This is a genomic window from Paraglaciecola sp. 2405UD69-4, assembly GCF_047525415.1.
Taxonomy (GTDB): Bacteria; Pseudomonadota; Gammaproteobacteria; order Enterobacterales; family Alteromonadaceae; genus Paraglaciecola.
On record NZ_JBLIXM010000002.1, the window covers coordinates 664,478 to 679,319 of the forward strand.

12 protein-coding genes are annotated in these 14,842 nt (G+C 39.5%); 6 read left to right on the forward strand and 6 right to left on the reverse strand.

All coding sequences use genetic code 11. The features are described 5' to 3' along the window. Nucleotides 1-133: 133 nt before the first annotated feature. Nucleotides 134-745 (forward strand): rhombosortase, encoded by a 612-nt coding sequence (rrtA, locus tag ACMUMK_RS09370; protein WP_414700862.1) that lies wholly within the window; start codon nucleotides 134-136, stop codon nucleotides 743-745. Here the strand turns inward: rrtA and ACMUMK_RS09375 are convergent, their stop codons facing one another. The 4 genes from ACMUMK_RS09375 to ACMUMK_RS09390 all read right to left on the reverse strand — a co-directional run bounded on the left by ACMUMK_RS09375 (nucleotide 746) and on the right by ACMUMK_RS09390 (nucleotide 7,445). After that, complete coding sequence (locus tag ACMUMK_RS09375; protein WP_414700863.1) at nucleotides 746-1,972, reverse strand: alginate lyase family protein; 1,227 nt, start codon at nucleotides 1,970-1,972, stop codon at nucleotides 746-748. A gap of 79 nt (nucleotides 1,973-2,051) precedes the next feature. Then, the gene (locus tag ACMUMK_RS09380; RefSeq protein ID WP_414700864.1) at nucleotides 2,052-4,556 is read right to left on the reverse strand and encodes a prolyl oligopeptidase family serine peptidase; all 2,505 of its coding nucleotides are present in this window, start codon (nucleotides 4,554-4,556) and stop codon (nucleotides 2,052-2,054) included. 274 nt (nucleotides 4,557-4,830) lie between these two features. Then, the gene (locus ACMUMK_RS09385) at nucleotides 4,831-5,595 is read right to left on the reverse strand and encodes an SDR family oxidoreductase (RefSeq protein WP_414700865.1); all 765 of its coding nucleotides are present in this window, start codon (nucleotides 5,593-5,595) and stop codon (nucleotides 4,831-4,833) included. Between the two features lie 32 nt (nucleotides 5,596-5,627). Further along, nucleotides 5,628-7,445: an acyl-CoA dehydrogenase gene (locus ACMUMK_RS09390; RefSeq protein WP_414700866.1), complete on the reverse strand. Its 1,818-nt coding sequence runs from the start codon at nucleotides 7,443-7,445 to the stop codon at nucleotides 5,628-5,630. Nucleotides 7,446-7,603: 158 nt separating this feature from the next. Here ACMUMK_RS09390 and ACMUMK_RS09395 point away from each other — a divergent pair, with 158 nt between their 5' ends. Continuing rightward, nucleotides 7,604-8,578 carry a GlxA family transcriptional regulator gene (locus ACMUMK_RS09395; RefSeq protein WP_414701395.1) on the forward strand — a complete coding sequence of 325 codons (975 nt, stop codon included), beginning with the start codon at nucleotides 7,604-7,606 and terminating at the stop codon, nucleotides 8,576-8,578. A 289-nt stretch (nucleotides 8,579-8,867) separates the two neighbouring features. Next, on the forward strand, nucleotides 8,868-9,176 hold the full coding sequence (locus tag ACMUMK_RS09400) for an isoamylase early set domain-containing protein (protein WP_414700867.1): 309 nt from the start codon (nucleotides 8,868-8,870) through the stop codon (nucleotides 9,174-9,176). 62 nt (nucleotides 9,177-9,238) lie between these two features. Here the strand turns inward: ACMUMK_RS09400 and ACMUMK_RS09405 are convergent, their stop codons facing one another. After that, on the reverse strand, nucleotides 9,239-10,165 hold the full coding sequence (locus tag ACMUMK_RS09405) for an electron transfer flavoprotein subunit alpha/FixB family protein (RefSeq protein WP_414700868.1): 927 nt from the start codon (nucleotides 10,163-10,165) through the stop codon (nucleotides 9,239-9,241). Continuing rightward, nucleotides 10,165-10,914, reverse strand: a complete 750-nt coding sequence (locus tag ACMUMK_RS09410) for an electron transfer flavoprotein subunit beta/FixA family protein (RefSeq protein WP_414700869.1) — start codon at nucleotides 10,912-10,914, stop codon at nucleotides 10,165-10,167. The genes ACMUMK_RS09405 and ACMUMK_RS09410 overlap by 1 nt, the downstream gene beginning before the upstream one ends. 431 nt (nucleotides 10,915-11,345) lie before the next feature. On the opposite strand from ACMUMK_RS09410, the gene ACMUMK_RS09415 reads away from it, so the two are divergent. From ACMUMK_RS09415 to ACMUMK_RS09425, 3 genes are all read left to right on the forward strand, one after another. After that, nucleotides 11,346-12,983 carry an electron transfer flavoprotein-ubiquinone oxidoreductase gene (locus tag ACMUMK_RS09415; RefSeq protein ID WP_414701396.1) on the forward strand — a complete coding sequence of 546 codons (1,638 nt, stop codon included), beginning with the start codon at nucleotides 11,346-11,348 and terminating at the stop codon, nucleotides 12,981-12,983. A gap of 133 nt (nucleotides 12,984-13,116) precedes the next feature. Then, on the forward strand, nucleotides 13,117-13,896 hold the full coding sequence (locus ACMUMK_RS09420; protein ID WP_414700870.1) for an alpha/beta fold hydrolase: 780 nt from the start codon (nucleotides 13,117-13,119) through the stop codon (nucleotides 13,894-13,896). Between the two features lie 75 nt (nucleotides 13,897-13,971). Further along, nucleotides 13,972-14,745, forward strand: coding sequence for a substrate-binding periplasmic protein (locus ACMUMK_RS09425; protein WP_414700871.1), 774 nt, complete (start codon nucleotides 13,972-13,974; stop codon nucleotides 14,743-14,745). Nucleotides 14,746-14,842 lie beyond the last annotated feature (97 nt).

The window sequence follows — 14,842 nt, forward strand, 5'->3', positions numbered from 1 at the left end:
CTAAGTCATTTGAATTTACTCTGTCCCACATTTATTTCCAATATCATTTTTACGCACCTAAAACTTCGTCAAGCTCTCTAAATACAATGGGAATTTAGGTTTTAGCACACTTGCCACAGCCTAGAAAACAAAAATGTTAAACTTACCTTATCAAAAACAACATATGCTGGGACCCATTATAGTGGTCCTGATTAGCATCACTTTGGCACTGATTGCCCCCATAACCAGCGAGTTACTTGCTTACAAATATGATGAGATAGCATCGGGTCAATGGTGGCGCTTACTTAGCGGCCATTTTTTACATACCAACACCTATCACTTACTTTTAAACTTGCTTGGCACCATATTATTATGGGCCTTGCATGGTCACTACACTAAGACCAGTGAGTATCTGGGTATATTGCTACTTTTAAGTTTAAGTACATCTATAGGTTTGTTTTTTTTCGCACCGCAACTGAAATGGTATGTAGGTCTGTCTGGTATTTTACATGGCTTATTTATCCTAGGCGCATACCTTGATATAAAACACCACCTCAAAACTGGTTGGGTAATGCTTGGGGGTATTTTAATAAAAGTACTCAACGAGCAAATGTATGGAGCTAGCGACGAAGTAGCCCAATTAATTGATGCTAACGTCGCTATCGATGCCCACCTATTTGGAGCGTTATCCGGATTACTGCTTATTTGTGGGTTTATGCTCAAAAACAAGCTTAATCAATTAAAGGACAGCTCCCCGCCGCTGTAACTATTCTGAAAGAATATTTGGATGTAATAATATAAAGCGGCTGTAACTATCCGCTTTATCGTTTTTAATATTCGATACCAGCTCATTAAAAAGGGCTTTTTGTGGCTCGCCGTCACTATATTGGTTATACCTATATAGAACATCAATTAAGTCTGTTGCTTTAATTGGAGACTTTCCATGACGCCAAGGTTCGCCTTTAGCTGCTGGTATTAAATAATCTACAGCTGTTGTTAAAACACTGGTTTCAGCAGAAGGATACTGCCACAGATTAATGTCCACCTTGTTTGCTATCTTTGCAATACTGGTTAAAGCCTCTAGGTTAAAGCAGCTGTAGAAAAATGGCCGAGTTCGGGCCAATTCATGATGTTGGGCACCTTGCTCATCGAACTGTTGCATCATATGACTTTGGGTGTGCTCCAGGGCCTGACGTAAACTTGAGGTATCACCTAAGTACCAAGACAGAGCCGTTACTTGAAAATAATACCATGAGCCGTGGTTATTCGTTTGTTTGGCACCTGCTTTCCCAATTTTACTAGTGGTTAACCAACTTAAATATTCCGATAGCCATTGATTCATGTCTTCATTATCTTTTGCACTCCACCAAGGTGAAGCACTAAACAAAGTGATAGAGTCTAACATTTTTTCGGGTATGAGCCTGCCATCTAAAATTCCCGATCGCCTTCTTTTGTCAATGCCAGGTACACTTTGAGCAAATTCCAAATGAGGGTTCATTTTAGTATCATCCTCTAAGAACCAACGCTTAATAAAGCTCACTCCTTTTTGGGCGTACTTCTCATCGCCAGACAAGAAATAAGCTAAAGCTAAGATATGTACACTCTTAGACATACCTCCTAAGCGCTTGCGGTCTACCTGATCAGTTTGTGTATCAGGATTGGTTACTCCGTCTCGCCTTACCCAAGGTAAACCATCTGATTTACTGTTATCAGGCCACCAATAACGGCTAATACTTAAGTAATCATGGCGGTTATTTGATGGTGGCAATATAGTTTTATCAACAACAGAATATCCATCTAATAATAGTGCTTCATCAGCCTGTTGTATCAAACGAGTATAAGCCCTTTGAATATCCACAGGAGCCTTAGCTTCTTGTATGGCTGTTTTTACAAAATTAAGATCTGCTTGTTCGAGCACAACCAAAGGCCCAGCAATCAAGGTAAAACTGGAAATACTGAATATTATTCCCATTACTGCGGTATAAAAGTGCATGTTATCCCCTTAAAAAAATATCACGCTAACACCAAAAAAAGGAGGCTAATATTGCCTCCTTTCCCAAGATTTTTTAAAACTACAAGTTAGTTTCAAATAACTTATAAATGCGACGGTATTCGTCTAACCATGAACTAGGTTGCACAAATCCGTGAGATTCAACAGGGTAAATCGCCGTTTCAAAATTCTGTTTTTCAAGTTCAATAAAACGTTGCACTAACCTAACTACATCAACGAAAAACACATTACTATCTACCATAGGTGCGTTGATCAAAAGCGGCTTTTGTAACCCCTCAGCAAAATAAATAGGCGAGCTTCTTTCATAGGCTATGGGGTCAATATCTGGAGTATTCAAAATATTAGAGGTGTACCCATGATTGTAATGAGCCCAGTCAGAAACCGGTCTAAGTGCAGCTCCCGCTTTAAACAACTCTGGTGACTTAAACATAGCCATAAACGTCATAAAGCCGCCATATGAACCACCATATGTGCCGACTCGGTTGGCATCGACATGCTGATTTTCGGCCAACCAGTTTACGCCATCCTGTAAATCTTGAATTTCAGGTGTTCCCATTTGACGATAAATAGCGGTGCGCCAATCCCGACCATAACCAGCAGATGCACGATAATCCATATCGAGTACCACATACCCCTGCTGCGCTAACATATTGTGGAACATATACTCTCTAAAATAAGCAGACCAACCCAAATGCGCATTCTGCAGATACCCAGCACCATGACTAAAGACTACGGCTTTTCTTTTCTCATCAAACTCATAATTTGCATTTTTAGGAGCATATACTCTGGAGAAGATTGGTTGCTCTGTGTGACTAGATGGAATTGGAACAATATCTGGCGCTATCCAGTCAATATCTAAAAATGCTTGGCTAATAGTATGAGTAATTTGCTTAGCATTCTCATCACCAATATTTTTAACATACAACTCTGGAGGACGAGTCAACGTAGAGTGAGTCAAAAGAAGTGACTGCTCATCTGGACTTAGTTGATAGTCTGTCATTCCATTTAAATTTGTTAATTCTTGCACCGCCAAGCTTTGTATCGCCACTCTGTATATCTCATAAATACCAGGGTGTTTTTTGTTTGCTTTAAAATACATAAAGCTATCATCTTGACTGAGGGTTAAGTTGTTAACTTCAAACTGCCCAGACACAAGTGCCCTAGCCTCTCCGTTAAGAGGTTTTAAATATAAATTAGCGTAGCCTGACTCTTCCGATAAATAATAAAGCGCTTTGCTTTTATGTAACCAACCAAAACTATTAAAATCATAATTAACCCAAGCATCGTCATGTAATCTATGTTGGTTTTTTAACTTGGCTGTAGCTAAATCCACACTTGTTAGCCACCTGTCTTTGTTGTCCCAAGCTTCTAGCATGATTGCAACATTGTCGCCATCACTATGCCATTGAATAGCACTTTGAGACCAAGACCAGTCACGTAACAACACTATATCCCTAGGAAGGCGATTAATGGAGTATTCTTGACCTTTTGCTGCGGCGTTTTCTCGTTTAACTGATGCTAAAACATCCTCGTTGAATCCTGGCAAGTCACTATAACTCAATGCTCTTTTGGTGTGCTTCTCAATGTTTAACAACCACAATTTTTCATTCTTTGGTGTCACATCTGCCACACGAGGACGGACTTTATCAGCTGAGATTCTGCCATCTTCATTGATATAGTTAGGCATAATATCGCCATCATCACGCCACTCTGAGTGCTTAGTCTCAGCTACAATTAACCATTTGCCATTTGGCGACAAACTCGCTTCCACTGTTTCGTTACCTTTAGCAAAATAGAAACTAGGTGGCGCTAAGGAACTGTTAGTTTTCTCTAACAGACTTTGTTGCTGAAATTTTTGTTCTTGATGATTACGCTTTAACGCTACTACCTTTATCAGTTTTTGTTGTTGCTCAGCTATGTAATCTTGAGGGGCGGTAACCCCTATAGGCTCATCAGCGAATGACCAAGTAACTAATAACTCGTAAAAACCAGTAAATGGGTCAATAGCATAAAAGCTATCGCCACTTTGAAAACTTAGGCGTCCGTCATTTAAGAATTTTAAGTTATAGGGCTTCTTATTGTCTTTGGTGAGTTGCTTAAGAGTCTTAGTTTCTAAGTCTTTAATAAACACATTTCCCTCAAACACCCATGCAGCCATTTTGTTATGCTGATCTAACACTCTACGTTGATAAGCGTCTTGGTGTTTGGTACTAATGTTTACTTTTTTGCCATTGGTCTCATCACCAAGATCTTTAATCCATAGGTCCCGTAAAGGTGATCCTAAGCGCTTTTGTTCATAATAAACACCTGCGCTGTCATCTGCCCAATAAGGTCGAATTGGTTGACGCCCCATCCAATCTGGATCTGCCATAATCTGTTGTAACGACAAGGATTGCTCAGCAATATTGGAGTCAGTTGGGGTGTGAGTAGTAAGTGTTTCATAAGAGGGAGAGAGCTTTACACTGGTTGACTCATCTGGTTTGTTTACTGCCTGTGTAGCAGAGCAAGAAACGAATAACAAAGTAACACTGGCGACCAGTAGGCCTTGAGTACGCAGTTTGAACATTCAATAAACCTTTGATGTTGAATACTATTTTTTAAGTATTAAACCGTAAACACTATGCAATAAGCAATCTTAGCGAGTACATAAACTAGGTATATTTTGTTACAAATTACACAATAGCATTAGCGACTCATGCTCATAGCTATATAAATTATTTTAGGAGTAAAATCTTTTAGAAGGTTTTACCGATATGTGGCCAAACGAATAACGCTACAGTCAGTAGCAAAGCATAAACGGCAGCCAATAGCCGCCGTTTATTGGTTAATAACGCCCAAGACTAGCTTAAATAGCCACCGTCAACTACAACTGTTGTCCCTGTAGTATAACTAGATGCATCAGATACTAAGTACAGAACGGTTCCAGCCATCTCATCAGGCTGTGCAGTCCGTCCCAAGGGTATTTGCATCAATGCGGTTTTTAAAATTTTGTCATTTCCCGTTAAAGCAGACGCAAACTTAGTTTCAGTTAACCCTGGCAATAGCGCATTCACTCTAATATTTAAAGGACCACATTCTTTAGCAAACGCTTTGGTCATGCTAATAACGGCGGCTTTGGTGATAGAGTAAATCCCCTGTCCCATTCCCGGAGAAATACCATTGACAGAAGCGGTATTTAAGATCACACCTGCACCTTGCTTTTTCATCATTTTTCCTGCGGCTGTTGACATAAAGAAGTACCCGCGGATATTTACATCTACCGTTTTATTGTATGCCGCCAAATCAGTATCTAGAATATGGCCGAAATAAGGGTTAGCTGCGGCATTATTTACCAAAATATCTAAACGTCCATATTGCTCACTAATGTCAGCAAAAATTTTATCTATCTGAGCCATTTCGCCTACATGACAAGCCATTGCGACAGCATCTCCGCCGTCTTCTCGAATACTCTTTGCCACAGCCTCACAGCCTTCAATCTTTCGACTAGAGACAATAACTCGAGCACCATAACTCGCCAATAACCTAGCAATAGACTCACCTATGCCTCGACTTGCACCAGTCACTAATGCAATCTTCCCAGTTAAATCAAATATATCTTTTTTCATTATTTGTCCTGTTTCTGCCTATTATTCATTTGTTAAAACCAGTCGGCTTGCATACCACTGCAGCTATCATCCATGTCATTGAGAAGTGAAATATCTCTTTGAACCAGTGGTAGCTCCCAACGTAGAAAGTATTTTGCAGCTTGAACTTTGCCATTATAAAAATCTAAATCTTGCTGATTGACTTGGTCGCCATTAGCTAAGGCAGCTATGCCCGCTTCTGCAACATTTGCTTGTCGTATCCACATCCAACTCATCACAATTTGGCCAAATATATTCATAAAACAGCTGGCATTAGCTAATAAGACTGGCTGCTGTTCAGATTGCAACCCTCCACCTAGTTTAGGTATTAAATGCTGCATTTGCTGAAGATATGGTTGCAAAATAGCGACCAGCTGTTTGCTTACATCTCCTGATACTGATTGAAAATCCTCTTGCATACGCCCTTGCAATAAAGTGAGCCCGGCACCCTTTGCCTGCCACAATTTGCGGGTGAGTAAATCTAATGCTTGAATACCATTGGTACCTTCGTGAATAGGATTTAAACGGTTATCTCGCCAACACTGCTCAACTGGGTATTCACGGGTATATCCAGAGCCACCCAAAATCTGAATGGCGAGATCATTAGCTTTAGGGCCAAATTCTGAGGGCCAAGCTTTGACGATTGGGGTAAGTAAATCGAGTAATTCAGAGGCCTGCTGTTTTGCATTTTCATCAAGCAGTGTATGCGCATCATCTACTAATCGAGCGGCATAAAAGCATAACGCCATACCTCCCTCAACATAGGACTTTTGCGCTAACAGCATACGTTTAACATCACCATGTTGAATAATAGTTGCTGGTGCATCAGTAGGTTTATTGTTAGGTGCCACTCGGCCCTGAGTTCGCTCTTTAGCGTATTCTAAAGAGTATTGATAACCACTGTATCCGATCATAGCGGCGCCAAACCCTACACCTAGGCGAGCTTCATTCATCATTAGAAACATATAGCGCAGGCCCTGGTGTTCTTCGCCAATCAAATACCCGTGGCAATCGTCTTTTTCACCAAAACTTAAGGCAGTTGAAGTCGTCCCTCTATATCCCATTTTGTGAATTAGGCCTGCTAAGGCAACATCATTTCGCTGGGCTACATGCCCAGACTCATCTAAACGATATTTAGGCACCGCGAACAGGGAAATTCCTTTAACGCCAGCAGGTGCGCCTTGGATTTTAGCAAGCACCAAATGCACAATATTGTCAGATAACTCGTGATCGCCACCTGAGATAAAAATTTTGTTTCCTTTTAAGCGATAATTGCCATCAGGGTGTTTTTGAGCAGAAGTATGAATATCAGCCAATGAAGACCCTGCATGGGGCTCTGTTAAGGCCATAGTGCCAGTAAACTCACCGCTTAACATGCGAGGCAAAAAGGCATTTTTAACAGACTCTGACGCAAAATTACGAATAACATTAGCAGCGGCCACAGTTAAAAAGGGGTATCCAGTGCTTGAAGGGTTAGCAGCCATAAAATAACCCGCACAGGCAGTCATAATAGACTCAGGAAGCTGCATGCCTCCTTCATCAAAATCAAACCGCCCAGCAATTAATCCTGATTCAACATATGCATCAAAAGCTTCTTTCACTTCAGGGATCATGGTGACCTTTTCACCATCAAAAGTAGGCTCATTAGCATCCGCTTTGGCATTGTGTGTAGCAAACTTTTCTGAGGCTATTTTTTCAGCAATATCCATAACTGCGTCAAATGTTTCACGATTATGCTCATTAAAGCGCTCTCGCTTACATAACCCATCTGTTTCTAATAATTCATATAACTGAAAAGATAACTCTCTTCGTTTTACCAACTCATGGCTCATTTATGTCCCCTTGTTTGTTAGCAAACTGGTGAATTTACAATAAGCCAAGAGTCGCAAAATTATGACTTGGCTATTATTGTCACATATGACATATTAATGGCCATTTGAGACAGATATCAACGCTCATTATTCAAGACTAATCAAGAGATTTATTGAAGGTGTTTAAAGTAACTATTTTAGGGTTCGACCAAGCCTATGCCAGTGCTATCACAGGTGCATTAGATTTATTTGCTTTAGCCGGAGTTACTTGGCAACGCATGTCAGGGGAGGCACCAACCCCATTCTTTGATGTGCAAATAGCCTCAATAAAAAAACGACCGGTAAAGTGCATTAATCAAATATCAATTAATAGCCATATCGCTATTGAGGATGTAGCTACAACAGACCTATTACTTGTGCCTACTATTGGCGGTGAGTTACTCAATGTACTTAAAAACAACCGTGCTCTTTTGCCCCACATTCAAAAACACTTCGCCAATAAGGCAGATATTGCAAGTAATTGCAGTGGCGCTTTTCTATTAGCCGAAGCTGGTATTTTAAAACACAAGATGGCAACTACACATTGGGGATATGCCCAGCAGTTTAGGCAAAGGTACCCTGAGGTAAACCTATGCCCAGAAAAAATGATCACTTCAGACCAACAAATTTACTGTTCTGGTGGCGGTATGGCTTGGTTCGATTTAGCCCTACTACTAATCGAAAGGTACTGCGGCCATGATATTGCAACCACTACAGCTAAAGCCCATGTAATTGATATTGGCAGGGGTGAACAGGCTGCATATGCCACTCTTAGAGCCAAAAAATATCATCAAGATCCAGATATTTTGTTTGTGCAAGAATGGCTAGAACAGCACTTTAGTGAGGCTGTAACTGTTAACCAATTGGCCACTTTAGTCAATCTAGGCACTCGCACATTTAACCGCCGTTTTAAAAAAGCAACGGATCACACACCATTAAACTATATTCAGACCCTAAGGATTGAAGCTGCTAAACGATTTCTTGAAACCACACAAGATAGTATTGAGAGGATCATAAATCAGGTGGGATACGAAGACTTAAGCTCATTTACAAGACTTTTCAAAAAACATGCAGGGTTATCCCCTAGTCAGTATGCTAAAAAGTTCAAACGTTAAAAACCTAAGGTTTACCCATTTAAATTTGCATATTTTTTGCACTATAATAATTATAAATATCAAACGTTGCGCTATACACTAGTGAGAAGCGTGAAGATATTTGATAAATATTAGTTAAGCATTTGAATTTTAATAATTTTATGAGAAGAGACTAATACTTTATTTTATAGAAAAGTGAAAAAACAGTTGCACCAACAAAAAAATACCGCACCAAGACAAAGCAACTGAAGATAACTTTAATTTGGTTTAAATTTTACACATTTAATTTTGTTACTTCAGGAGATGAAAAATGGCATTTAAAAAACAATATTTAAAATCTAAAGCAGTATGTAAGGTAACATTTAAGTTATCTAAAGAAGAAGCTAAGTCTGCTGATTCTGTTTGCTTAGTTGGTGATTTTAACGACTGGGATACAAGTTCAACCCCAATGAAAAAACTTAAGAATGGTTCCTTTACAACAACTGTTAATTTACCTAAAGATTCAAACTATGAGTTTAGATACTTATTAGATGACACAGCCTGGGAAAACGACTGGGAAGCCGATGCTTATATTCCTTCCCCTGTATCTTTTGAAGATAACTCAGTTGTCACTGTATAGCTAAAATGCAAAAAGCGATGTGAGCTTAGCCCACATCGCTTTTTATTTGCTACTAAAAATATTTAAAGTGCAGCTTCTAGCTCAGGCAAGACATCAAACAAATCCCCCACTAGGCCATAATCGGCCACTTGAAAAATTGGCGCTTCTTCATCTTTGTTAATAGCTACAATTACTTTTGAATCTTTCATGCCAGCTAAATGTTGAATAGCACCAGATATCCCCACTGCAATATATAGGTCCGGCGCTACTATTTTTCCGGTTTGCCCAACTTGCATATCATTAGGAACAAAACCCGCATCCACAGCGGCACGAGAAGCCCCCATAGCCGCACCGAGTTTATCTGCAATCCCTTCTAGCAATGCAAAGTTGTCTCCATTTTGCATACCTCTACCACCGGAAATAATCACATTCGCAGCCGTAAGCTCAGGCCTTTCTGACTCAGTCAATTCTGCTGATACAAAAGCTGACTTTTCTAGCGCTTTGACTATCGCGCAAGCTTCAATCACACCATTTCCACCTTCAGATGCAGCGTCAAAAGCCGCAGTCCTAACAGTTATAACTTTAATCGCTTCAGAAGACTGAACAGTAGCAATCGCATTACCTGCATAAATAGGTCTTACAAAGGTATCTGCACTCTCTACCTTAATAATGTCCGATATTTGTGACATATCTAGTAACGCAGCTACCCTGGGCATAAAGTTCTTACCGGTAGTCGTTGCTGCAGCTAAAACATGACTTGCACTAGCTCCAATCTCAGCGACTAGCTCTGCAATATTCTCTGCCATTTGATGTGCATAAACACTGTTATCGGCAACTATAACCTTGCTGACTCCTGCAATTTTAGCCGCTTGTGACGCCACTTGCTCGCACCCATGCCCTGCAACTAATAAATGTATATCACCACCAATTTGAGATGCTGCTTGAACCAGCTTATGTGTTTCAGTTTTAAGCTGCTCATTGTCATGTTCTGCAAATACTAAAATAGTCATTAGATCACCTTCGCTTCATTCTTTAATTTATCTACTAGTTCAGCAACATCAGCTACCTTTATCCCGCCTTGACGTTGGGCTGGCGCTTCTACCTTCAAGACCTTAACACCCGATGACAAATCAACACCAAAATCAGCAGCAAGTTTAACGGCTAAGGGTTTACGTTTTGCCTTCATAATATTTGGTAAGGATGCATACCTAGGCTCATTGAGCCTTAAATCAGTTGTCACTACAGCAGGTAAAGTCAACTCAACAGTTTGCAAGCCACCATCTATTTCTCTTGTTACATTCAACTTTCCATCTGACACTGCAACCTCTGAAGCAAATGTACCTTGCGGCATACCAGTCAAAGCGGCCAGCATTTGCCCTGTTTGGTTATTGTCAGAATCAATCGATTGTTTACCTAAAATGACTAAATCTGGGCTTTCTTCCTCAACAACTTTCTGCAGTAATTTAGCAACTTGAAGTGAGCCAAGTGTCTCTGCTGTATCAATTTGTATTCCCCTATCAGCGCCAAGGGCTAAGGCTGTGCGGATTTGCTCTTGGCAGGCTTTATCGCCAATTGATACCACTACAATTTCTGAAGCCACTCCCTTTTCCTTGAGACGTACAGCTTCCTCAACCGCTATTTCGCAGAACGGGTTAATAGACATTTTAACGTTTGTTAGATCTACTGCGCTGTTATCGGGCTTTACTCTTACCTTAACGTTGTAATCAATGGCTCGTTTTACCGGCACTAATATTTTCATTTTGACCTCTTTATCAGGATGTCAGTATTAAGTGAGTGGTCATACCTCCCACACTAGGATGTTGTTAATTTACTTTGAACACATCTTTACGTCAAATTAACCTAAAAGCACCAAAAATTTAGTATTTAGATAACATAGTTGCAGGTATTATAACCTTACTAGTAAGATATAAAACTTGATTTAACGACAAAGAACAGATCTCAAAAAAAACATATAAGCGATTGTTTTATATAAATAAAAATTAACACCAGATTTAACAAACCAAGTAATTAAACTAAGGTTTTTAGATATTTTATTTAAGTAGCTTTACTGAGTTCTAACTCAAATTTGTAACAAAAATTCAGTAAATACTGCTTATAGTTAAGAGCTTTAAGTATTTTTTTAATGAATAGACCAATATAAAAGAGGACATATAAGTGGAACGAGAATCGATGGAGTTTGACGTAGTTATAGTCGGTGCCGGCCCTGCAGGTTTGTCTACAGCATGCCGATTGATGCAATTAGCCCAACAACAGCAACTAGAGTTGATGGTGTGTGTTGTTGAAAAAGGCTCTGAAGTCGGAGCGCATATTTTATCAGGCGCGATATTTGAGCCTCGAGCATTAAATGAATTATTTCCAGACTGGAAAGAAAAAGGAGCCCCATTAAATACCCCGGTAACCCAAGACGATATTTATTGGTTAAATAATGAAAACAAAGGCACATCCATTCCAGCATTTATGTCGCCCAAAACTATGCACAACCAAGGAAATTACATAACCAGTATGGGAAACATGTGCCGCTGGTTAGCCAAGCAGGCAGAAGAGCTTGGCGTAGAGATATTTCCAGGCTTTGCTGCATCTGAGGTTTACTACAATGAAGACGGTAGTGTAGGCGGTGTAATTACCGGCGATATGGGGCTTGATGAAGATGGCAATCCAAAAGACTCATTTATGCCAGGCATGGAGTTAAAAGCAAAATACACTGTGTTTGCTGAAGGCTGCCGTGGGCATTTAGGTAAACAACTAATTGAAAAGTTTAAGCTAGATGAAGGCCGTTCACCTCAGCATTACGGGATTGGTTTTAAAGAAATTTGGGATATCGACCCTGCCAAACATCAAGAAGGGTTAGTTGTTCATACAGCAGGCTGGCCATTAAGCGATGCAACTGGTGGCTCCTATTTATATCATGGCGAAAACAACCAAGTTTTTGTGGGCCTGATCATAGATTTAAATTATGAGAATCCACATTTAAGTCCTTTTGATGAGTTTCAAAGACTCAAACATCATCCCGTCTTCAAGCAATATTTAGAAGGTGGCAAACGGGTTTCATATGGTGCAAGAGCAATTGCAAAAGGTGGCTTTAATTCACTTCCTAAAATGACATTTCCAGGTGGATTGTTGGTCGGTTGCGAAGCTGGCACCTTAAACTTCGCTAAAATAAAAGGCAACCATACCGCAATGAAGTCTGGCCTATTGGCAGCAGAAACGTTAATAGAAGCTCTAAGCCAAGCAGACGCAAAAGAGCACCAAGACTTAATAGCCTTTGAAGATAACTTTAAAAATTCTTGGCTTTATGATGAGTTGTATAGCTCCCGCAACTTTGGTCCTGTGTTACACAAATTGGGGACTTTTGTTGGAGGTGCATATAATACGATTGATCAAAATTGGTTTGGTGGACGCCTACCCTTTAACTTTAGAGATGAAAAAGCCGATCACAGCTTGATGTTAGCAGTCGATAAAGCACCTAAAATCGAATACCAAAAACCAGACGGTATTCTTAGTTTTGACAAGCTATCTTCAGTATTTTTATCAAATACCAATCACGAAGAAGGCCAACCATGCCATTTAAAATTAAAAGACCCAAACATACCTATCACTATTAATTTGTCTAAGTTTAACGAGCCTGCACAAAGATACTGTCCTGCGGGAGTTTATGAATTTGTAGAAAACGAAGCCGGTGAAAAACAGTTTCAAATAAATTCACAAAACTGTATACACTGCAAAACTTGTGACATTAAAGATCCGAGTCAAAACATAACCTGGGTAGTGCCAGAGGGGGCTGGAGGGCCCAACTACCCTAATATGTAATATTTAAAGCCGTAATTAAACCAACAGGTAAGCATAAAAGTGTCATTTTATTTGTTGGTTTGATTGCTTTTAAGTTAGCCGATAATTATGCTTCTTGGCCATTATCAATAGAAGTAGAATATAAAGCTAGCTTATGTCCAACGTTAATTATCTAATCCACTCAGACGACGCAAACAAACCTTGGATTATTCTAATTCATGGCTTATTTGGAAGTTTAGATAACTTGTCTGGCCTACGAAGACTTTTCTGTGAACACTTTCAAGTGCTGTCAATTGACCTGCCTGATCATGGAAAATCTGGGTTTACACAAGCCTTTAGCTTTAAGAACTATGCCCAACTAATAAGCCAAACCCTTACCGATTTAGAAATACACAAGGCTATTTTTGTAGGCCACTCACTAGGTGGCAAAATAGCTATGCAAATTGCACTAGACAACAGCAATTTAGTGGAACGTTTAGTCATTATTGATATTGCCCCCGTTGAGTACCGTCCTCGTCATAACCAAGTGCTAGCTGGTTTAAATGCAGTAGATTTAGCTAATCTAGAAAGCCGCAAACAAGCAGAACAAACCTTAGGAGAATATATTCAGGAAGCAGGTGTAAGACAGTTTTTGCTCAAAAGCTTATATAATCAAGAAGATAAATGGTTTTGGCGTTTTAATCTGGAACTACTGCAGCGGGATTATAAAAAGCTATCAGGAGCAATTACAGCAGACCACTCGTACGATAAACCTGTTTTGTTTATTAAAGGTCAATTATCAGACTATTTGCTTGCTGAGCATAAAAATGACACATTAAAATTATTTCCAAAGAGTCAATCAAAAATGATTACCGGTGTGGGTCATTGGTTACATGCTGAAAAACCAAAAGTTTGTTACGAGATGATAATGTCTTTTGCTCTTGCACAAAAATAGAGCATCAGTAAAATGGCAGCGCCACAAACATTAATATTAAAATAGCAACTAACGTAAATGATTATCAGGCTACTTATGCAAAACACAAAATATTTATTGCCTTGTATTTACATTTTGTTATTTTTTGCCTGTAAAAATGTATTTGCATCAAACACCTACCTATTTGCAGTAAACACGCCAAGTGCTCCACCTTATTTGTATATAGATCCTAAGTCTAATACTTATATTGGTTTAATAAATGATGTTGCCCAAGAGGTGACTCGTATCCATAAGGTCAAGTTTAAGTTTATAGATTCACACCGCAATCGTAACGAAGCTTTGATTTACTCAGGTAAAGTCGACGCATTTTTACTCAGTAGAGTGTGGTTGCAACATCCAGAAAAAATTATCGCTACCATTCCTCTATTCAGTCACAGAATGTTTTTATACCAGATGAAGCCATTTAACGACTCTTTCACCTTAGCAGATATCAGAGAGCAAAGTGTTTGTACACGAGAAAGCTATGTTTACCCTAGCCTTACTGAAATGGCCGAAAGTGGCATTATCAGCCGAGTAGACTCTAGATCTCAATTGTCTGTAATGAGTATGCTAGTTGCAGGTCGGTGTGATTACGCAATAATGAACGAATTTAATGCAATAAAAGTATTTAATTCACCTAGTTTCGAAGGCCATAAAATTTTTAGGTCTCCAGCGCCAAGTGACGAAACCCACACAGAAATAATTCTAAGGCCAGAACTTACAGAATTAAAAAATCAGTTTGATCAAACTATCGCAGCTATGCAAAAAGACGGCAGTCTACAGAAGTCCCTGCAGCATCATGTAGAGTCTAAATTTCCTTACAATAAATAACTCAATAAAGCTTTTGTAAAAGGCTGAATCATTTTCATAAAAAATGACTCTGTGCTAGTATGCGCCCGAAAAATCCGATAGTAAGCAGGAACGAGTT

Excerpts from the sequence above, each read along its gene's own strand:
- ACMUMK_RS09405 (WP_414700868.1), bottom strand. The coding sequence starts at position 10,165 with ATGACTATTTTAGTATTTGCAGAACATGACAATGAGCAGCTTAAAACT.
- ACMUMK_RS09425 (WP_414700871.1), top strand. The coding sequence starts at position 13,972 with ATGCAAAACACAAAATATTTATTGCCTTGTATTTACATTTTGTTATTT.
- ACMUMK_RS09385 (WP_414700865.1), bottom strand. The coding sequence starts at position 5,595 with ATGAAAAAAGATATATTTGATTTAACTGGGAAGATTGCATTAGTGACT.
- ACMUMK_RS09380 (WP_414700864.1), bottom strand. The coding sequence starts at position 4,556 with ATGTTCAAACTGCGTACTCAAGGCCTACTGGTCGCCAGTGTTACTTTG.
- ACMUMK_RS09410 (WP_414700869.1), bottom strand. The coding sequence starts at position 10,914 with ATGAAAATATTAGTGCCGGTAAAACGAGCCATTGATTACAACGTTAAG.
- ACMUMK_RS09375 (WP_414700863.1), bottom strand. The coding sequence starts at position 1,972 with ATGCACTTTTATACCGCAGTAATGGGAATAATATTCAGTATTTCCAGT.
- rrtA (WP_414700862.1), top strand. The coding sequence starts at position 134 with ATGTTAAACTTACCTTATCAAAAACAACATATGCTGGGACCCATTATA.
- ACMUMK_RS09420 (WP_414700870.1), top strand. The coding sequence starts at position 13,117 with ATGTCCAACGTTAATTATCTAATCCACTCAGACGACGCAAACAAACCT.
- ACMUMK_RS09400 (WP_414700867.1), top strand. The coding sequence starts at position 8,868 with ATGGCATTTAAAAAACAATATTTAAAATCTAAAGCAGTATGTAAGGTA.
- ACMUMK_RS09415 (WP_414701396.1), top strand. The coding sequence starts at position 11,346 with ATGGAGTTTGACGTAGTTATAGTCGGTGCCGGCCCTGCAGGTTTGTCT.
- ACMUMK_RS09390 (WP_414700866.1), bottom strand. The coding sequence starts at position 7,445 with ATGAGCCATGAGTTGGTAAAACGAAGAGAGTTATCTTTTCAGTTATAT.